This is a genomic window from Roseovarius litoreus, from assembly GCF_900142765.1.
Lineage (GTDB): Bacteria > Pseudomonadota > Alphaproteobacteria > Rhodobacterales > Rhodobacteraceae > Roseovarius > Roseovarius litoreus.
The window spans coordinates 211621-231442 of the sequence record NZ_FRCB01000006.1 but is presented as its reverse complement, the minus strand read 5'-3'; the positions used below and the strand labels follow the sequence as shown (position 1 = coordinate 231442).

The window sequence follows — 19822 nt, the reverse complement described above, 5'->3', positions numbered from 1 at the left end:
TGCAATCAGGCTGAAACCCATGACCGATCCTGTTATTTCCCTCAAGGATGCCACGCTGTCGCTGCAAGGCAACGCGGGGCTTGTCCAGATACTCCACGGGATCTCCCTGGATGTCCATAAGGGTGAGACACTGGGATTGGTGGGGCCATCGGGGTCCGGCAAATCTTCGCTGTTGATGCTGATGGGTGGGCTTGAACGGGCGAGTTCAGGGCGGATCACCGCACTTGGCCACGACCTGTCTAACATGAACGAGGATCAACTGGCCCGCCTGCGCCGGGATCATTTCGGAGTGGTGTTCCAGTCCTTTCACCTGATCCCGACGATGACGGCGCTGGAAAATGTGGCCGCCCCGCTGGAACTGGCCGGGCGGGCGGATGCCTATGAGCGCGCCGCCGAGGAATTGGCCGCTGTCGGGCTCGCCGGTCGTGCCGAGCATTACCCCTCGCAACTCTCTGGTGGCGAGCAGCAGCGCGTGGCGCTTGCCCGCGCCGCGGCCCCACGGCCCGATATCGTGCTTGCTGACGAGCCGACGGGCAATCTTGACGGGGCCACGGGTGCGTCAATCATTGAACTTTTGTTCGATCTAAGCCGCCGTCATGGTGCAACCATGATCCTTGTGACCCATGCCCCGGATCTGGCTGCGCGCTGTGACAGGGTTGTGGAGTTGGTGGATGGCAGGCTTTCGGAAAGCGCCGGAGTTCCCGCATGAGCCTTGTCACTGCGGCGCGATTTGCCCGGCGGGAGCTGCGCGGCGGCCTGCGGGGATTTCGCATTTTCCTGGGCTGCGTCATCCTTGGCGTTGCGGCGATTGCCGCTGTTGGAACAGTCCGCGAAAGCATCACCGTTGGACTTGGGCGGGAAGGCGCCACGCTTCTGGGCGGGGATGCGTCGATCGAGTTGACCTATCGTTTCGCCACCGACGCCGAACGCGCCTGGATGGACGAAACAGCCGATGCGGTGTCCGAGATCGCAGATTTCCGCTCGATGGCCATAGCACCGGATGGCGAACGCGGCCTTACCCAGATCAAATCCGTCGATGCGGCCTATCCTCTGCTTGGGAGCGTGGAATTGCAGCCCGACATGCCTCTCGCGCAGGCTTTGGATGGGCGCGACGGATTGCCCGGTGCGGTCATGCATCCCATTTTGACCAACAAGCTGGGGCTGGAACCGGGCGACATTTTCAAGCTCGGCACTCAGGATTTCATTCTATCCGCAGAAATCCTGCGCGAGCCGGATAACGCTGCCGGAGGCTTCACCCTTGGGCCACGGACCATCGTGCGCACCGAGGCACTTGGCGCCTCCGGGCTCTTGGCGCCGGGATCGCTTTTTTCGACCGAGTATCGTCTCGATCTGCCAGTCGGGGCAAATCTGGACGCCATCGGCGCCGAGGCGGAAGCGGCCTTTCCCGATAGCGGCCTGCGCTGGCGCGACGCGCGCAACGGCGCGCCGCGCGTGGAAGAGTTCGTCAATCGGCTTGGCGCGTTTCTGATCCTTGTGGGCCTGTCGGGCCTCGCGGTAGGTGGCGTCGGAATATCGGCAGCGCTCAGGGCGTATCTGGCCACGAAAACCGAAACCATCGCAACGCTGCGCACACTTGGCGCCGACCGGCAAACGATCTTTCTGACCTACTTTTTCCAGATCGGCGTTCTGGCCTGTCTTGGGCTGGCGGTTGGCCTGATGCTTGGTGTCGGCATTCCGGTCTTGCTGTCACCCCTGATCGAAGCCCGTCTGCCGGTGCCCGCCGTTTTCGGCGCCTACCCCGGACCTATCTCCGAGGCGGTGCTCTACAGTGCGCTGACGGTTTTGATCTTCACGCTCTGGCCGCTGGCCCGCGCGCAGGATATTCGGGCGGCCACGCTCTTTCGTGATGCTATGGAAACGGGGCGCATTCTGCCCCGATGGCCATATCTGGTGGCGATTGCCGTGTTGGTCATGGCCCTTCTTTCGGCAGCAATATGGTTTTCCGGGGATGCGCGGCTGTCGCTTTGGACAGCGGGCGGGATCGTGGGGTCACTGGCGCTTCTGAGCTTGGCGGCAATCGGGATCAAACAGCTTGCCCGACTGCTGAAACCGGTCATTCGCGGGCGGCCCTCGCTTGGCTGGGCACTGGCCGCGATCGGCGGACCGGGCACCACGGCAGGGCCGGTGGTGCTGTCCCTAGGCTTGGGCCTTTCGGTGCTGGCGGCTGTCGGACAGATCGACCAGAACCTGCGCAGCGCCATTTCGCGTGACCTGCCCGAGCGGGCGCCCTCCTATTTTTTCGTCGATATCCAAAAGGATCAGATGCCCGGCTTTCTGGAACGGCTGGAAAACGATCCCGAGGTCAGCCGGATCGACTCGGCCCCGATGCTGCGGGGCATCCTGACCCAGATCAATGGCCGTCCAGCCGAAGAGGTGGCGGGCGATCACTGGGTCGTGCAGGGCGATCGCGGCATCAGCTATGCCGCCGCTGTGCCGGACCGCACCACCATCACCGATGGCGAATGGTGGGGCGCGGATTATGACGGACCACCGCAGATCAGCTTTGCGGCAGAAGAGGCCGAGGAAATGGGGCTGGTTCTGGGCGACGTTCTGACGCTCAACATCCTGGGCCGGGACATCACCGCCACGATCACATCCCTTCGTGAAGTGGATTTCTCGACCGCCGGCATGGGCTTCGTCATGCTGCTCAACCCCGCAGCGATCGCCGGCGCACCGCATACCTTCATCTCAACGGTCTATGCCGAAGCGCCGGCCGAAGCTGCGATCCTCAATGACCTCTCGGGCAAATTTCCCAACATCACGGCGATCCGGGTGCGCGATGCGATCGATCAGGTGTCGGACCTTCTGGCGGGGCTGGCCTCGGCCACCGCATGGGGGGCAGCGGCCACCTTGTTGACCGGCTTTCTTGTGCTGATCGGCGCTGCCGCCGCAGACCAGACCGCTCGCACCCGAGAGGCGGCGATCCTGAAAATCATCGGCGCGTCCCGCGCGCAGATCTTGGCGAGCCTTGCCTTACGCGCGTCGCTTCTGGGGGCAGCAGCGGGGATCGTGGCACTTGCGGCGGGGATTACCGGAGGTTGGGCGGTGAGCCATTTCATCATGGATACCGATTTCGAGATTGCCTGGACCTCGGCCCTGCTGATCGTGACAGGGGGTGCGATGGTCAGCCTTCTGGCAGGTCTGGGCTTTGCGTGGGCCCCAATGCAGGCGCGTCCTGCGCGTATTCTTCGTTCACGCGAATAACGTCTTAACCGTCGTTCTGGGGCAGAGCACGATCAGCCCCGATCCAACCGCGGGATACAGTTCAAATTCAGGACTGATCAGTCGGCGGCCCTAACGGGCCACCGACATCGTCAGACACCGCTTATTCAGCGGCTTCGGCGTAACTTTCCACAGGGGGACAGGTGCACACGAGGTGCCGGTCGCCATAGACATTGTCCACCCGATTGACAGGCGGCCAATACTTGTCCACGCGGAAGGCACCGGGCGGGAAACATCCCTGCTCGCGGCTATAGGGCCTGTCCCAATCCCCCACGAGATCCTCGACCGTATGCGGCGCATTCTTGAGCGGATTGTTCTCGCGGTCGATGCGACCTTCTTCGATGTCGCGGATCTCCTGCCGGATGGCCAGCATCGCATCGCAGAACCGGTCCAGTTCGGCCTTGGTTTCGGATTCCGTCGGTTCGACCATCAAGGTTCCTGCGACGGGCCAGCTCATCGTCGGGGCGTGAAAGCCACAATCGACAAGGCGCTTGGCGATATCGTCCACAGTGACACCGGCGCTTTCGGCGAATGGGCGGGTGTCGATGATGCATTCATGCGCCACGCGCCCGTTGCGCCCTTTGTACAGCACCTCATAGGCGCCTTCGAGGCGCTTGGCGATATAGTTGGCGTTCAGGATGGCCACCCGCGTCGCCTGTGTCAGGCCCTCGCCCCCCATCATGAGGCAATAGGCCCAGCTGATCGGCAGAAGCGACGGAGACCCGAAAGGTGCAGCCGACACCGGACCCTGCGCGCCTCCGGTGACAGGATGCCCCGGAAGGAACGGCGCCAGATGCTCTTTCACACCGATCGGCCCCATACCCGGACCACCCCCGCCATGCGGGATGCAGAAGGTCTTGTGCAGGTTGAGATGGCTGACATCCCCACCCAGATCACCCGGACGGCTGAGCCCCACCATGGCGTTCATATTGGCCCCGTCGATATAGACCTGACCGCCATGCTGATGGGTGATCTCGCAGACCTCCTTGACCGTTTCCTCGAACACACCGTGCGTCGAGGGATAGGTGATCATGCAGCCCGCCAGATTGTCCGAATGCGCCTCGGCCTTGGCGCGGAAATCGGCCAGATCGATATCACCGTTCTCATCGGACTTGATGACCACCACATCCCAGCCGACCATCTGCGCGCTGGCCGGGTTTGTGCCATGCGCACTCATTGGAATGAGGCAGACCTTGCGATGGCCCTGACCGTTGGCGCGGTGATAGGCGGCAATGGTCAGGAGCCCGGCATATTCGCCCTGCGCGCCGGAATTGGGCTGCATCGAGATGGCGGCATAGCCGGTGATCTCGCACAGCTTGGAGTTCAGGTCTTCGATCAGGTCATGATACCCCTTGGCCTGATCCGCCGGTACAAAGGGATGGAGCAACGAGAATTCATTCCAGCTGACCGGCATCATCTCGGCCGCCGAATTCAGCTTCATCGTGCATGAACCAAGCGGGATCATCGCGCGATCAAGCGCCAGATCACGATCCGCCAGACGGCGCATGTAGCGCATCATCTCGGTTTCGGCGCGGTTCATGTGGAAGATCGGATGCGTGAGATATTCGGACCGCCGCAAAAGACCATCCGGCGTCCGGTATTCGGATGTGAAATCGCGGTCTTCCATGATGATACCGAAGGCACGCCACACCGCTTCGATGACGGCCGGGCGCGTGCGCTCGTCCAGCGTGATGCCGATCTTGGTCTCGCCCACGCGGCGCAGGTTCACCCCTTCACGGACCGCCGCCTGAAGAACGCCACGCTGCAAGAGGCCCACATCCACCGTGATCGTGTCGAAGAACTGATCCGGTTGCACCTTGAAGCCCGCCGCCTCCAGCCCCTTGGCCAGACGCACCGTCTTGCGGTGGATGCGTTGCGCGATGGCCTTGAGACCTTTAGGACCATGGAACACCGCATACATCGACGCCATAACCGCCAGCAGCGCCTGTGCGGTGCAGACATTCGAGGTCGCCTTTTCACGGCGGATATGCTGCTCGCGGGTCTGAAGGGCCAGCCGGTAGGCACGGTTTCCGTGACTGTCGACCGACACACCTACGAGGCGACCGGGAAGCGCGCGCTTGTAGCTGTCCTTGGTCGCGATATAGGCCGCGTGCGGCCCGCCAAAGCCCATCGGCACGCCAAATCGCTGCGTCGACCCCACAGCGATATCGGCCCCCATGGCGCCCGGCTCTTTCAGCAGGGTCAGAGCCATCGGATCGGCGATAACGATGCCAATCGCCCCAGCCCCGTGCAGAGCTGCCATTTCATCGGTGAAATCGCGCAGATGCCCATAGGTGCCGGGATACTGAAAGATCGCGCCGAACACTTGCTCGGGGTTCAGCGTCTCTGGGGACCCGACCACCAGTTCGATATCCAGCGGTTCCGCGCGGGTGCGCATCACGGCGATGTTCTGCGGATGGCAATTCTCATCGACGAAAAATGCCTTGGCCTTGGATTTGGCCACACGCTGAGCCATGGTCATTGCCTCTGCCGCAGCGGTCGCCTCGTCGAGCAACGAGGCATTGGCGATTTCGAGCCCTGTCAGATCGCTGACCATGGTCTGAAAGTTCAACAGCGCCTCGAGCCGTCCCTGGCTGATCTCGGGCTGATAGGGTGTATAGGCGGTATACCAAGCCGGATTTTCAAGGATATTGCGCTGAATTGCCGGAGGCGTGACTGTGCCATGATACCCTTGGCCGATCAGCGAGGTCAGCACCTTGTTGCGGTTGGCCACCTCGCGCATGTGGTGCAGCAGCTCGCTTTCGGACATCGGCTTGCCGAAATCCAGCGGCGTCTCCTGGCGGATCGATTTCGGTATGGTTTCATCGATCAGCGTCTGCAGGCTGTCCGTGCCCAGAACGTCCAGCATTTCGGCCATTTCCTGCGGCGAGGGGCCGATATGGCGACGGTTGGCGAAGTCATAGGGCAGATAATCGGTCGGTTCGAAAGGCATCATGTCCCTCGTGCTGTCACGGATAAAGGCCGGCCTGCCGCCTGTGCCTCACCCTGGTCGGAATGGTGCCGCCCGAAGGCGGCTGCGGTCAGCCGATGAACGACTGATAGGCGTCTTCGTCCATGTACTCGTCCATCTGGGACGGATCGGTGGCCTTGATCTTGAAGAACCACGCATCCCCAAGCGGATCGGAATTCACCTTGGCCGGATCGTCGATCAGCGCCTCGTTGATCTCGACGATCTCGCCATCGATCGGGGCAAGGATATCGCTGGCCGCCTTGACGCTTTCGATCACGACGATCTCATCGCCCTTGGCCACCATGGTGCCGATCTCGGGCAGTTCCACGAACACCACATCGCCCAACTGCTCGCTGGCATGTTCGGTGATGCCGACAACGATCACGTCATCCTCGTCGTTGCGCAACCATTCGTGTTCTTCGGTGAATTTCATCTCTCGCTCTCCCTGAGTTTCAGCGTTTGAAATTGGCGGGTGTGAAGGGCAGCTTGGCCACTGTCACCGGCATGTGTTTGCCCCTGACATCGCCATGCAGGCCGGTGCCGGGACTGGCCAGCGCCGCCGGCACGTATCCCATCGACATTGGCGCGCCGATGGTCGGACCGAAGGCACCCGATGTGACGCGGCCGACAGCTGTGCCAGCGCCCTGCGTTTCGAACAGCTCCGTCCCTTCGCGCATCGGTGCGCGGCCTTCGGGTCGCAGCCCCACCCTCTGTCGTGGCGCGCCGCTTTCCAATTGATCGAGAATCACAGCGGCGCCGGGGAACCCACCCTCGCGGGTCCCACCGCGGCGGCGCACCTTCTGGATGGCCCAGCCAAGAGCCGCCTCGATCGGGGTGGTCGTCTCGTCGATGTCGTGACCATAAAGGCAAAGCCCGGCTTCCAGCCGAAGGCTGTCACGCGCCCCAAGACCGATCGGCTCTACCGCGTCGTGGGCCAGCAAGGCACGCGCCAGTTCCTCGGCCCGCGCGGTCTCGACCGAAATCTCGAAACCGTCCTCTCCGGTATAGCCCGAGCGCGACACCCAAAGTGCCCCGAAAGAGCTTTCAAAAACGGCCACGTCCATGAAGCGCATATCCCGCACGCCGGGCAGAATGCCCGCCAGAACCTCTTCGGCCTGCGGCCCCTGCAGTGCCAGCAAGGCGCGGTCGGAAATCTCTTCGACCGTGCAGCCGGGCAGTCCGTTCTGCATATGAGCGATGTCAGCCGCCTTGCAGGCGGCGTTCACCACGACAAACAGATGGTCGCCGCGATTGGCCAGCATCAGGTCATCCAGAATGCCGCCCTGATCGTTGGTGAAAAAACCATATCGTTGCCGCCCCTCGGGCAAGCCGGCCAAATCCACCGGCACGAGCGTTTCAAGCGCAAGGGCCGCCTCGTCATAGCCTTGGGCGGAACGAACAATGACCTGCCCCATATGGCTGACGTCGAACAGGCCCGCGGCCGCACGTGTCTGAAGATGTTCCTTCATCACCCCGGCCGGAAACTGGACCGGCATCTCGTATCCCGCGAAGGGCACCATCTTGGCCCCCAATTCGACATGCAGGTCATAAAGCGGGGTCTTGCGCAGCGTATCGCTCATCGGGCCTCATCCAAATGGCGCCAGTTGAGTTCGGATGAATCCAGCCGGCATCTCTGCACGACCCTGTTGGTCGCGCCTTGATGCCCCCTCTGTCCTTTGGCCTGAGATCGCTATCCCTTCGGCGGGCGCCGCGAAGGCACCACTCTCCAGAGTTCTGAAATCGCATCGGTCCCTTGGGCCTGAGAGTTTCCGGGGCGGTTGCTCCTTCGGCACCGGACTGGCCGGTTCTCCCGATACGATATGGCGGCAAGCTAGTATACGAAATCGGCGACTTCAAGCCTGTTTCACGCAGCGCCCCGGCATGAAAATATCCAGCAGCGCGACGTTGTCACAAACCAGCACATCCAGCGTAATTTTGTCGAGATGCGCATAAAACGCCTCTGCCGCGTCAGCGATGGCGTGCCGCAAACGGCAGGCGGTGACCAGCGGACAGGTATTGTCCACATCGGCAAAGCACTCGGCGATAGGAACGTTCGATTCGAGCTGGCGGAACACATCCCCAATGATGATCTCGTCCATCGGACGGGCCAAGGCAATCCCGCCACTACGACCACGTTGGGTGTGCAGAAAATCAAGCTGCGCCAGACGATTGATGACTTGCGCCAAGTGACTTTCGGACGTGTTGCAGCGCGCCGCGATCTCGGATTTGGTGACCAGCCGGTCGATATTGGCGCCACAGAACATGAGAACGCGAATGGCGATATTCGTGCGTTTCGTGATGCGCATTCCGTTTGTGACCCTTTGCTTGAATTCAATCCATCCTGCGGTCAAACACGGCAGCAGGACATGATGCAGATCAAGCGGTACAGGAAAATATACATGGGACATGCATATTTCTTCGGATATGGCAGCCTGGTGAACCGCGACACGCATGACTTCAAAGAAGCGCATGCCGCACAGCTCAGCGGATGGCGCCGCGTGTGGCGGCATACCTCGCTCAGAAAGGTGGCCTATCTCACGGTCATCCCGGACGAGACATCCCGCATCGACGGGCTGATCGCCGCTGTTCCCGGACAGGATTGGGCGGCCCTCGACGCGCGCGAGCGGGCCTATGACAGGGTCGCCGCCGCGCATCAGGTCACCCATGCTCTTACCCACAGTCCCGATATCGCGGTCTACGCGATCCCCGAGGGCCGCCATGCCGTGCCGACCGAAACGCACCCTGCCCTCTTGAGCTATATCGATGTGGTCGTTCAGGGCTATCTGCGGGAATTCGGAGAAGACGGCGCCCGACGCTTTTTCGACACGACGGGAGGCTGGCAGCAAACCCCGGTTTTGGACGATCGCAGCGATCCCGTCTATCCACGTCACCGCCGCCTCAGCCTCGACGAATACGGCTTCGTCGACACTCAGTTGCGCGAGAGGGATATCCGCATTCTTCGCCGTTAGCCGCCGGCGGGCGGTGGACTGCGCGGTGGACTGTGGTCCGCGCATGGCGCATGATTTGCGTCTGAAAGGTCCAAAATGGCGAACACCAAGACAATCTCCAAGACGCTGCTTGTGATCCTGCGGATCAGCCGGATGCTGTGGGTCCGTGTGACCTTGATGGCCTGTCTTGCCGTGGTGGCCTCGATGGCGGCGATGCTGCTGGACAGCCTGATCCCCGAGGTGCTGCGCGAACGCTTCACGCCGGATGCGGTGATGCCGATCCTGACGATCCTTGCCTCGGGGATGCTGGCGGTCAGCACGTTTTCACTCAATGTGATGGTCACCGCGCATAACGCCGCCGCCGCACAGGCCACCCCGCGCGCGCATCGCATCCTTCTGGCCGATACGACCACGCAAACGGTGCTGGCGACGTTCATCGGCGCCTTCGTCTATGCGCTCAGCTCGATCATCCTGTTCAAGGCAAAACTTCACGCGCCCGGTGCGTCGGTCGCGGTTCTGGCCGTGACGGTCGTGGTGGTCATTCTGGTCATTCTGGCGATGCTGCGCTGGATCGACCATCTCAGCGATCTGGGCAGCATGGACAAGACCTTGCACGACACCGAACGCCAGGCGCGGGCCAGCCTGATGCTGGCACGGCAGACACCCGCGCTTCGCGCCAATGCGCTCACGCCCGAGACGGTCATGCCCCAAGACGTCGTGCCGGTCCCGGCGCCGCGCTCGGGCTATCTGCAATTCATCGACCTGCGCCGCATGAGCGCGATCCTGCAAGACAAGGATGCGCGGCTCTATGTCCATGCCCCGCCCGGCCGCTTCGTGCTGCAGGGAACTCCGGTCGCCTATGCCAGCGGCCTTTCGGGCAAGGCACTTGAAACCGTCAAGGAATGCCTGACGATCGGCGACTATCGGTCGTTCGAGCAGGATGCGGCCTACGGGCTGCTGGTGCTTTCGGAAATCGCCTCGCGCGCGCTGTCGCCCGGCATCAATGACCCGGGCACCGCCATTGACGTGATCGGGCGTCAGGAACGGCTTTTATGGGATTGGGGAAGAACTCCCATAGAAGACAAAGAGCCGATATTTCCCCGCATTTTCATACCCGACACCTCGCCCGAGCAACTGATCGAAGGCGCCTTTGCCAGCACCGCCCGCGACGGCGCCGCGCTGGTCGAGGTGGCCACCCGTCTGCAACAGGCGCTTCAGACGCTGGCAGAAGGGCCGGATGCCAATCTTGCCAGCGCCGCTGAAGATATGGCGGAGCGCGCGCGCGCCTATTCCGAACAGGCCATGGTTCTGGAAGAGGACAAGATCAAGCTTCGCGCGCGGCAAAGCGCGGGCGGGGTCAATCCCTAGCCTTGATCCTCTGCAAAAGCGGAAGCACCTGGCTCATGTCCGGGCCTTGGGCCTGTCCTGTCAACGCCTTGCGAAGCGGCATGAACAGGCCCTTGCCCTTGCGGCCTGTCGCGTCTTTGACGCGCGCGGTCCAGTCGCCCCAGGTGCTGTCGTCATAGGGTGCATCGGGCAGCAGCGTCATCGCCTCAGCCACGAACGCGCGATCCTCATCGTCGATCACCGGCTCGGCGCCATCGCGGAACATCGCCCACCATGCCGGCAGGTCCTGCAGCGTGGTGATATTGTCGCGTGTCACCGTCCAGAACCGTTCGGCCAGGTCATCGGGCACACCGATCGCCGCGATCTGATCACGGACCTCGTCATAGGCGCGGTCATGCAGCAGGCGTGCCGTCAAGGGAAACAGGTCCTGCACATCGAACTTGGTCGGCGCGGCGCCGAAGCGTGAGATGTCGAAGCCCTCGATCAACTCGTCGATGCTGGTGCGCAATTCGACCGGATCGGCGGACCCCAGACGCGCCATCAGGCTGAGCAGCGCCATCGGCTCGACCCCTTGGGCACGCAGATCGCGCAGTGAAAGGGTACCTAGACGTTTGGAGAGCGACTCGCCCTGCAGCCCGGTCAGAAGTGAGTGATGCGCAAAGCTGGGAACGGTTCCGCCAAGCGCCTCGATGATCTGGATCTGCGTGGCGGTGTTGGTGACGTGATCGCTGCCACGCACCACATGGGTCACACCCATTTCGGTGTCATCCACGACGGACGCAAGCGTATAGAGAACCTGCCCATCCCCCCGGATCAGCACCGGATCGCTGACACTGGCCGCGTCGATCGAAATATCGCCGAGGATGCCGTCATGCCACTCGATCCGCTCCTGATCCAGCTTGAAACGCCACACGCCGTTGCCGCGCTCGGCGCGCAGTTTGGCCTTCTCATCCTCAGACAACTTCAAAGCGGCACGGTCATAGACCGGCGGCTTACCCATGTTGAGCTGCTTCTTGCGCTTTAGATCAAGCTCGGTCGGGGTCTCGAAGGCCTCGTAAAAGCGGCCCATCTCGCGCAGCTTGTCGGCGGCCTCGGCATAGCGGTCCAGCCGCCCCGACTGCCGTTCCACCCGGTCCCAATGGAGACCCAACCACTCAAGATCCTCCTTGATCGCGTCGACATAGACCTGTTTGGAGCGTTCAGGATCGGTGTCGTCGATGCGCAGGATGAACGTGCCACCTGCCTTGCGCGCGATGAGAAAGTTCATCAGCGCAGTGCGCAGATTGCCCACATGGATGTAACCGGTGGGGGACGGGGCGAAGCGAGTGGTTGTCATGGGTCTCTCCTGATTGGCGTGGGCCATGTCACAGCCGCAAGCGATTGTCCAGATTTCACCGTCGTCAGCCTTGTGTCGGCCAGACGCGATGCTCGTCATCTATGACGAAAACATGGGCATGCCGTCTCTGCCCATGATGGGCGCGCAGATGCGGGTGATCCTGCGGCAGGTCCGGGTGCTCGTGCTCGAGCTCTCGGGTTGACTCCGCCGGCCACAAGAGACGGGCAAGCACCAGGCCCGTCAGGGCAATCGCGCCAAGCAGACCAAGCGCGACATCCATGCCAAACGCCTGTCCAACCCATCCCGCCAAGGGATAGGTCAACAGCCAGCACGCATGGCTGAGCGCAAATTGCGCCGCGAACACCGCCGGGCGATCCTCGGAATGGGCCGACCGGCGCAGCAGCCGTCCTGAGGGCGTCATGACGCAGGAATAAAAGAACCCCAGAACAGCCCAAAGCCCTAGAAAGCCAAGCCATTGCGGCAGCCCTGCGACCGTCAGAATAACGGCGGCCAAGATCGCAAACCCAGCCAAGAATGCCGCCCCCACCAGCATCACGGGCCTGTCGGGCAATCTGTCGAGCAAAGCAGGAAGAAGCAGTGCAGCCGTCATTGACCCCGCGCCGAAACAGGCCATGGCCCGTGCGAGGTCGGTCTCGGTTCCGCCATATCCCGCACGCACCAGAACGACCGTGTTGACCAGCACGAACGCCCCCACCGAGGCCGCGGCAAGGTTGAGCGCCAGAAGACCGCGCAAACGCGGCGTGGCAAGATAGATGCGCGTGCCGCGCGTCAGTCTTTCGCTGAAAGGACGGCTGATCTGATGCCCCCCAACCGGCGGCACGCAGACCGACCAGACCAGCGCCGCAGAGGCGGCAAAGCCCAGCACTGTTCCCAGAAACAACCAATTGTAGCTGAGGACTGTCAGCAACAGCGCCGCCGCCGCGGGACTGATCAGGTTTTCAAGATCATAGGCCAGACGCGACAGCGACAGCGCGCGGGTGTAATCCTGTTCGGCCGGCAGGACATCCGGGATCACCGCTTGAAACGCCGGCGTGAATGTAGCTGACGCGGATTGAAGCACGAAAACAAGCACATAGACCTGCCACACCTCGGTCACGAATGGCAAGCATAGCGCAACCGCCACACGGACAAGATCCGCACCAATCAGGACGGCCTTGCGCGGCAGGCGATGCACCAGGGCCTGTGCAATGGGCGACAGGCCCACATAGGCCACCATCTTGATCGTATAGGCCAATCCCAACACCAGCCCGGCCCGCTCACCGGCAAGATCGAAAGCCAGAAGGCCAAGCGCCACGGTCAAAAGCCCGGTGCCGATCAAGGCGATGACCTGTGCTGAAAAAAGCGCGGCATATGTGGTATTGCGAAGGATCGAGATCATCTGAAAAGGCCACCTTTGCCCGATCGGGCCAGTGCAGGGACGCGGCTCATCACATTGGCGTGAATTGCGCGCCGCTCCGCGATCTGCACACTATCCTTCAACATATAGCAACAGGAGATAAGTCATGTCAGCCACGCAATTTTCCCGCCGCACACTGCTTGCCGGGGCCGCAGCCATGCCATTCACGGTCGCTGCGGGCGGTGCCGCCCGAGCGGCAGCGCCGATGATGGGAATGGGTATGTCCAAGTTCAATCGCGTGGGCCTTGGCGACTTCGAGGTCACGACGATCCTCGCGGGCACCATGCCCCGCCCGGACCCTCATTCGATCTTCGGATTGAATGTCAGCGCCGAGACGTTCGAGACCGCCTCGAAGGCGGCACGTCTGCCCACCGATGTCGCACAGTTTTTCTTCACGCCGACGGTGGTCAATACCGGTAACGAATTGATTTTGTTCGATACCGGGTTGAATGCCGAAGGCACGACTGCGGCCCTGGCCGAAGCGGGATACACGCCCGATCAGGTCGATATCGTGGTGATCACCCATATGCATGGCGACCATATCGGCGGCTTGATGAATGGCGACGCGCCGACCTATCCGAATGCCCGCTACGTGACCGGGTCCGCGGAGTTCGATGCCTGGGCCAAGATGGAAAACGAGAATTTCGAAGCCAAGGTCCGGCCACTGGCCGAGCAGATGACGATGATCGGAGACGGTGACAGCGTGGCGTCGGGGGTGACCGCCATGGCGGCGTTCGGGCACACGCCGGGGCACATGACCTATATGCTGGAAAGCAACGGTCAACAACTTGTGGTGGCTGCGGACTTTGCCAACCACTATGTGTGGTCTCTCGGCTATCCCGATTGGGAAGTGAAGTTCGACATGGACAAAGCTGCCGCCGCGCAGACACGGCGGAGGATTCTCGGGATGCTGGCGGCGGATGGAATTCCGTTCATCGGGTATCACATGCCGTGGCCCGGAATGGGGTATGTCGAGGCGGCGGGAGACGGGTTCCGCTATGAGCCGACCAGTTACCAGCTGATGATTCAAGCCGGATAACAAAATGAAAGCATGGGCTTAGCGAAAAGCTGGCCCATGCGCCCAGACCGTCAGGGAATAGCGCATCCCGGAAGTGACCGGGGTGACGCGATGCAGGACGAAGCCGGGGAAGACTGTGGCGGCACCCTGCTCGGAGCGGGCCGGGATGATGCCCGCACCGGGCATGAGCTGTAGCTCTCCACCACTATATGTTGACGGGTCCGAAAGCTGTACGACCATCGTGAGCTTGCGCCGCGCCGCCAGGGGACCGGCACCGATGTCGCTGTGCCAGTCGAAATGACCCTCGCGCGCCGCATCATAGCACGCCACCTGAGGACTTTCCTCGAACGCGTTGATATCAAACATGAAAACACTCGCGTTGGCACGCCGCACAACTTCGATGATGCGGCCCATGACCCAATCCGCGCCGGGCACGTCATCCAGCCAGACAAGATCGGCGCGGCGCAGATTGTGATCGCGCTGCTGGCGCACCAGACCGGCATCCTGTGTGGGGGCCGAGGCAACAAGCCCAAGGATTTCAATGCATTCCGTGGCGCTGAACGCAAGCGGATCGGTGTGCACGGCGATCATGACGACAAAACCCCAGATGTTGTGTCGCGCATCCTTATCACGCAGCCAAGGCCCCCGCCCGCCGGTCTCCGACGCGGGCAGAGTCGTTTTTTCGCTGTCTTCTCAAAGGGATGTTGCAGGTCGCACATCACATGGGATATCGAAAAAACCATGGATATCAACGAGATGGAAACCATTGCCCGCGAGACGGTGGAGGCGCTGCCCGAACCGTTCGCAAAACTTGCGCGCGACGTGGCGCTGCGGGTGGTGGACTGGCCCGCGCAGGACATGCTCCGGGAGCTGGATATCGACGACCCTCTGGAGCTGACCGGGCTTTACGAAGGCATTCCCGTTACCGAAAAATCATATATGGATCAACCGCTTGCACCCGATACCGTCTGGCTGTTCCGGGAGCCGATCCTGGCCGAATGGCGCGACCGGGAGGATGTGGATCTGGACCGGCTGATCGCCCATGTGACGATCCACGAATTCGCCCATCATTTCGGCTGGTCGGACGAGGACATCGCGACGATCGACCGCTGGTGGGAATGACCGGCGGCCTTGTGTAGGATTTGTACGAAACCTACACGCGTTTGGGACCAAACTGACCGTGAACCTGGTGAGTTGTGTCCATCCCGTACACAAATCGCCCCCTCAGTCCCCGGCGCGCGCAGCCTTAAACCGAATCTTAACCCATGCGCTGTCTACTGCCCTTCATCGACTCACCAATCGAACCGAAGGATACGGGATGACTGCATGATGAATGACGCGACACGGGATGCTCCGGGCGCCCCCCTATTGCAGGGGCGGCAGGGTCACGTCCCATTCAATGGTGGCAGGTACAGGTGTCGTCCCAACGGCGACGCTGCGGTTCGGGGGATAGCCATCGAGCCGCAGGAACGTGCCCTCGATCTTGCCGGACACGACACTGTCCTCCAGTTCGAAGGAGACAAGCTCGCCCCGCCCGCCATCGCCGCCCATGACCAGTGGCGCCCCATAGCCCAGATCGTCGAGGAGTTCGGCAGACACAAGTGACATTTCGCCCTCGCGCTTCTGCAGCGTGACCTGAAGAATCGGACGGTCGGGTGTTCCATCCTGCGCCACCACATGGCCGAGGAAGTTGATCGTCAGGAAGGTCCCCATGATCGCTTTTTGTTCGGCATGAGGGCGGTTTCGGGCCACGTCATAGGGCACGACCATGCTGTAGGTCGTGTCGCCCACCCGGGCCTCTATCGTGCCCATCGTCTCGTAGCGCTCGGTCAGGGTGTGCGGCTCGGCGATCGCGAGGGTGCAAAACCAAGCGGACAGCGCGACAACCGCGCTTGCGAAACGGATCATGGACTTCTCCTGCCATCCGTCTGGCGAAAAAAATTCGGGAAACCGTTGGGTGAATCACTGAATAAGAAAACACATCTAAAAGTGGATATAAGTTGAAAACAGAGACATACAAGACCGAATGCCCGGGCGGATCAGCCTTTGTCGCGCCAGCGATTGGCGATCGGATAGCGCCGGTCCAGCCAGAACGCCCGCTTGCTCAGCCGGGTGCCGGGCGCGGACTGAAATCGTTTATATTCAGATATATAAAGCAGATGCTCCACGCGGCTGGCATCGGCGCGATCAAAGCCCGCCGCGACGCAATCGGCGATCGATCCGTCCTGATCGACGAGAATCTCAAGAATGCCATCCAGCACCGGATAGGCGGGCAGGCTGTCTTCGTCGCGCTGATCGGGGGCCAGTTCGGCGCTTGGCGGCCTGTCGATGATGCGCTGCGGGATGACCGCGCCCGCAGGACCCATCATCCAGTCGCGATGCGCCGTGTTCCGCCAGCGGCAGGTGTCGAAGACGCGGGTCTTGTACATGTCCTTGAGCGGGTTGTAGCCCCCGGCCATGTCGCCATAGATCGTGGCATATCCCACGGCCACTTCGGATTTGTTGCCCGTGGTCAAAAGCATCTCGGCGAACTTGTTGGACATCGCCATCAGCAACAGGCCCCGCAGACGGGACTGGATGTTTTCCTCGGTGATATCGGGCGCGGTGCCTTCGAAGAGCGGCGCAAGCGTGCGGGTGATGGCCTGCCGGCCCTCGGCGATCGGGACCGTGTCGTAGCGGCAGCCAAGGGTCCGGGCCAGCGTCTCGGCATCGTCCAGCGACGCCTGCGAGGTATATTCCGAAGGCAGCATCACGCAGCGCACATTCCCGGCGCCCAGCGCATCGACGGCGACACAGGCCACCAGCGCGCTGTCGATGCCCCCCGAAAGCCCCAGCAGAACCTTGCGAAAGCCGGTTTTGCGCAGGTAATCGCGCAGGCTGAGCACCATGGCGTGGTAATCCTGCTCCATCGCGTCCGGGACCGGCGCCAGATCCGACGGCGTGATCCGCCAGCCATCCTCGCCGCGGATGAGGTCCAGATGGGCGGTCGCCTCCTGCATCAGGGGCATCTGCAGGGCCAGCGCGCCGCCGGGATTGAGCGCGAAGCTGCCGCCATCGAACACCTGATCGTCCTGCCCTCCCACGAGGTTGAGATAGATCAGCGGCAGCCCCGTCTCGATCACCCGCGCGACCATGATCTGATGGCGGTTTGACAGCTTCTGGCGGTAATAGGGCGAGCCGTTGGGCACCAGAAGGATCTGCGCGCCCGTCTCGGCCAGGGTTTCGGCGACATCCTCGTACCAGCTGTCCTCGCAGATCGGGCTGCCGATGCGCAGACCGTCCACCGCATAAGGGCCTGTCACCGCGCCGGCGGCATAGATGCGCTTTTCATCGAATACGGTCTCGTTGGGCAGGTGATGCTTGAACACGCGCGTGGCGACGCGGCCCTCCTGCAGGATGTAATAGGCGTTATAAAGCACACCATCCTGCAGGGCCGGGCCGCCGATGGCCAGTGCCGGACCATCGGCGCAATCGCGCGCGAGGCTCTCGATCGCGGCGATGGCGGCGGTATGGAAGGCGGGCTTCATCACCAGGTCCTGGGTGTTGTAGCCGGTGATGAACATCTCGGGCAGCGCGACGAGATTGGCGCCTGCCTCGCGGCCCGTCCGCCACGCGCGCCGCGCCAGATCGGCATTGCCGTCCAGATCGCCCATCGTCGGGTTCCATTGCGCCAGCGTCAGGCGAAAGCTGTCGGCCATGCGGGTGCCTCGTGCTTGCATTCGGGGTTTGATTTAGCAGATCGGTGCGCGAGGGAAAGCCGATTTGGGCAAAAGCCGTTGTCAGCCCTGCGACGCTCCACTAGGTTTTGCGCGACCCCGCATGGCGCGGGCTTCGGGATCCGGGAAGTGACATGAGCTTTACACGCAAGGGCATCGTCTGTGCAGGCGCCATTCTGGCGGCCGGCACCGTGGCAGCACAGGACGGCGAGCTGCGCACGAAGCAATATGACGATGGCGGCATCTATGAGGGCACATTCCGCAACGGGCTGCAGCACGGCACCGGCACCTATACGCTGCCCAATGGCTATGAATATTCGGGCGAATGGGTGGATGGCGAGATTCGCGGTCAGGGCGTGGCGCGCTTTCCCAACGGCTCGGTCTACGAGGGGGAGTTCGCCAAGGGCAAACCCGAAGGCGTGGGCCGGATCGTCTTTGCCGATGGCGGCACCTATGAGGGCAGCTGGCTGGATGGCAAGATCACCGGTCAGGGCGTTGCGGTCTATGCCAACGGCGTGCGCTACGAAGGCGGGTTCCGCAACGCGATGCACCACGGCAAGGGCCGGATGGAAAGCCCCGGGGGCTATGTCTACGAGGGCGATTGGGTCAATGGCGTCAAGGACGGGCGCGCCACGATCACCTATCCCGACGGCGCGGTCTATGACGGCGAGGTCAGCCGCGGCGCCCGCGAGGGCCAGGGCAAGCTCACCATGCCCGACGGGCTGATCTATGAGGGCCTGTGGAAAGCCGGCCAGATCGATGGCGAGGGGCGGCTGACGCAGCCCAATGGCGATGTCTACGAAGGCACGCTGGTGGCGGGCCGCCGCGAGGGTCAGGGCAAGGTCACCTATGCCAATGGCGACATCTACGAGGGCAGCTTCCAGGACGACCGCCGCCATGGTCAGGGCGTGTTCACCGGCACCGACGGCTATCGCTACGAAGGGTCATGGGTTGCGGGCAATATCTCGGGCGAGGGGCAGGTCACCTACCCCGATGGCTCGATCTATATCGGCGAGTTTCGCGACGACCTGGCCAATGGCATGGGGCGGATCACCTATCCCGACGGCTCGACCTATGAGGGCGAATGGCGCGGCGGCGTGATCGACGGGCAAGGGCGCGCCACCTATCCCAACGGCGTCGTCTATGAAGGCGCCTTTGAAAACGCCCGCAATCACGGCTTCGGCGTGATGACCTATGCCGATGGCTACCGCTATGAAGGCCAGTGGGAAAACGGCCAGCGCCATGGTCAGGGGATCGCCACCTATCCCGATGGCACCGTCTATGAAGGCACCTTCCGCAACGGGCAGCGCCATGGTCAGGGCAAGATCACCATGCCCGACGGCTTCACCTATGACGGCGAATGGCAGGAGGGCGAAATCTCGGGTCAGGGTGTGGCCACCTATACCAATGGCGACATCTACGAAGGCACCTTCCTCAACGGCAAACGGCAGGGCAGCGGCACGATGCGCTATGCCTCGGGCGAAGAGGACAGCGGCACATGGGAGAACGGCGCGCTCACCTCCCAGACCCGCAGCGCAGAAGACGCCGCCACCACCACCCCCGCGCCGCCCGAGGCGGAGACGCCGGCGGCCGATCCTGAAACCGCCACCCCCGAGACACCCGCTGCCGACTGAAGCGTGCCGCCTTTGACCCGAGGCATCAGCCAAAGCCCGACTGTGGGAGACGATTGACCGGAGCACTGCATGTCGCGAAAGGCTTCAGGTACCGGCCAACAGCTCGTCCGACTGCGCGTTTCTTCTGGCCGAAAATATCCCGGGGGAGTCGTTGAAATCCCCAAGGATTTCAACGGCGGGGGCTGGCCCCCT

Annotated in this window: 16 protein-coding genes and 1 riboswitch; of the genes, 7 read left to right on the top strand and 9 right to left on the bottom strand. The window is 62.4% G+C overall.

Translation table 11 applies throughout. From position 1 onward, the window contains the following. Nucleotides 1-19 precede the first annotated feature (19 nt). Together F3H35_RS13285 and F3H35_RS13280 are read left to right on the top strand one after the other, a co-directional pair. The gene (locus tag F3H35_RS13285) at nt 20-709 is read left to right on the top strand and encodes an ABC transporter ATP-binding protein (RefSeq protein ID WP_149780038.1); all 690 of its coding nucleotides are present in this window, start codon (nt 20-22) and stop codon (nt 707-709) included. After that, nucleotides 706-3225 carry an ABC transporter permease gene (locus tag F3H35_RS13280; RefSeq protein WP_149780037.1) on the top strand — a complete coding sequence of 840 codons (2520 nt, stop codon included), beginning with the start codon at nt 706-708 and terminating at the stop codon, nt 3223-3225. Before F3H35_RS13285 ends, F3H35_RS13280 begins: the two co-directional genes overlap by 4 nt. 121 nt (nt 3226-3346) lie before the next feature. Here F3H35_RS13280 and gcvP read toward each other — a convergent pair whose 3' ends face one another. The 4 genes from gcvP to F3H35_RS13260 form a co-directional block, all read right to left on the bottom strand. Further along, complete coding sequence (gcvP, locus tag F3H35_RS13275; protein WP_149780069.1) at nt 3347-6196, bottom strand: aminomethyl-transferring glycine dehydrogenase; 2850 nt, start codon at nt 6194-6196, stop codon at nt 3347-3349. 88 nt (nt 6197-6284) lie between these two features. Further along, nucleotides 6285-6647 (bottom strand): glycine cleavage system protein GcvH, encoded by a 363-nt coding sequence (gene gcvH / locus F3H35_RS13270; RefSeq protein ID WP_149780036.1) that lies wholly within the window; start codon nt 6645-6647, stop codon nt 6285-6287. Nucleotides 6648-6666: 19 nt separating this feature from the next. Beyond that, nucleotides 6667-7794 (bottom strand): glycine cleavage system aminomethyltransferase GcvT, encoded by a 1128-nt coding sequence (gcvT, locus tag F3H35_RS13265; RefSeq protein WP_149780035.1) that lies wholly within the window; start codon nt 7792-7794, stop codon nt 6667-6669. A 156-nt stretch (nt 7795-7950) separates the two neighbouring features. Further along, nucleotides 7951-8037: riboswitch (glycine riboswitch) on the bottom strand. 30 nt (nt 8038-8067) lie between these two features. Further along, the gene (locus F3H35_RS13260) at nt 8068-8520 is read right to left on the bottom strand and encodes an RrF2 family transcriptional regulator (RefSeq protein ID WP_007816969.1); all 453 of its coding nucleotides are present in this window, start codon (nt 8518-8520) and stop codon (nt 8068-8070) included. A 93-nt stretch (nt 8521-8613) separates the two neighbouring features. Between F3H35_RS13260 and F3H35_RS13255 the strand changes: the two genes are divergently transcribed. Together F3H35_RS13255 and F3H35_RS13250 are read left to right on the top strand one after the other, a co-directional pair. Continuing rightward, nucleotides 8614-9183 (top strand): gamma-glutamylcyclotransferase family protein, encoded by a 570-nt coding sequence (locus F3H35_RS13255; protein ID WP_149780034.1) that lies wholly within the window; start codon nt 8614-8616, stop codon nt 9181-9183. A 75-nt stretch (nt 9184-9258) separates the two neighbouring features. Continuing rightward, nucleotides 9259-10530, top strand: a complete 1272-nt coding sequence (locus F3H35_RS13250) for a DUF2254 domain-containing protein (protein ID WP_149780033.1) — start codon at nt 9259-9261, stop codon at nt 10528-10530. Here F3H35_RS13250 and gltX read toward each other — a convergent pair. Together gltX and F3H35_RS13240 are read right to left on the bottom strand one after the other, a co-directional pair. Then, nucleotides 10520-11845 carry a glutamate--tRNA ligase gene (gene gltX / locus F3H35_RS13245; RefSeq protein WP_149780032.1) on the bottom strand — a complete coding sequence of 442 codons (1326 nt, stop codon included), beginning with the start codon at nt 11843-11845 and terminating at the stop codon, nt 10520-10522. The two genes, F3H35_RS13250 and gltX, sit on opposite strands and share 11 nt — an antisense overlap. A gap of 64 nt (nt 11846-11909) precedes the next feature. Continuing rightward, nucleotides 11910-13244 (bottom strand): MFS transporter, encoded by a 1335-nt coding sequence (locus F3H35_RS13240; protein WP_149780031.1) that lies wholly within the window; start codon nt 13242-13244, stop codon nt 11910-11912. Nucleotides 13245-13368: 124 nt separating this feature from the next. On the opposite strand from F3H35_RS13240, the gene F3H35_RS13235 reads away from it, so the two are divergent. After that, the gene (locus F3H35_RS13235; RefSeq protein WP_188129969.1) at nt 13369-14301 is read left to right on the top strand and encodes an MBL fold metallo-hydrolase; all 933 of its coding nucleotides are present in this window, start codon (nt 13369-13371) and stop codon (nt 14299-14301) included. 18 nt (nt 14302-14319) lie between these two features. Here the strand turns inward: F3H35_RS13235 and F3H35_RS13230 are convergent, their stop codons facing one another. Beyond that, nucleotides 14320-14871 carry a 2OG-Fe(II) oxygenase gene (locus F3H35_RS13230; RefSeq protein WP_037296113.1) on the bottom strand — a complete coding sequence of 184 codons (552 nt, stop codon included), beginning with the start codon at nt 14869-14871 and terminating at the stop codon, nt 14320-14322. A gap of 150 nt (nt 14872-15021) precedes the next feature. Here F3H35_RS13230 and F3H35_RS13225 point away from each other — a divergent pair, with 150 nt between their 5' ends. Continuing rightward, a complete protein-coding gene (locus F3H35_RS13225; RefSeq protein WP_149780030.1) occupies nt 15022-15402 on the top strand; it encodes a metallopeptidase family protein in 381 nt (126 codons plus the stop codon). A gap of 243 nt (nt 15403-15645) precedes the next feature. Here F3H35_RS13225 and F3H35_RS13220 read toward each other — a convergent pair whose 3' ends face one another. Continuing rightward, nucleotides 15646-16188 (bottom strand): hypothetical protein, encoded by a 543-nt coding sequence (locus F3H35_RS13220; protein WP_149780029.1) that lies wholly within the window; start codon nt 16186-16188, stop codon nt 15646-15648. 131 nt (nt 16189-16319) lie between these two features. Further along, on the bottom strand, nt 16320-17978 hold the full coding sequence (locus tag F3H35_RS13215; RefSeq protein WP_149780028.1) for an NAD+ synthase: 1659 nt from the start codon (nt 17976-17978) through the stop codon (nt 16320-16322). Between the two features lie 152 nt (nt 17979-18130). On the opposite strand from F3H35_RS13215, the gene F3H35_RS13210 reads away from it, so the two are divergent. Further along, nucleotides 18131-19630 (top strand): MORN repeat-containing protein, encoded by a 1500-nt coding sequence (locus F3H35_RS13210; protein WP_149780027.1) that lies wholly within the window; start codon nt 18131-18133, stop codon nt 19628-19630. The last annotated feature ends 192 nt before the right edge of the window (nt 19631-19822 follow it).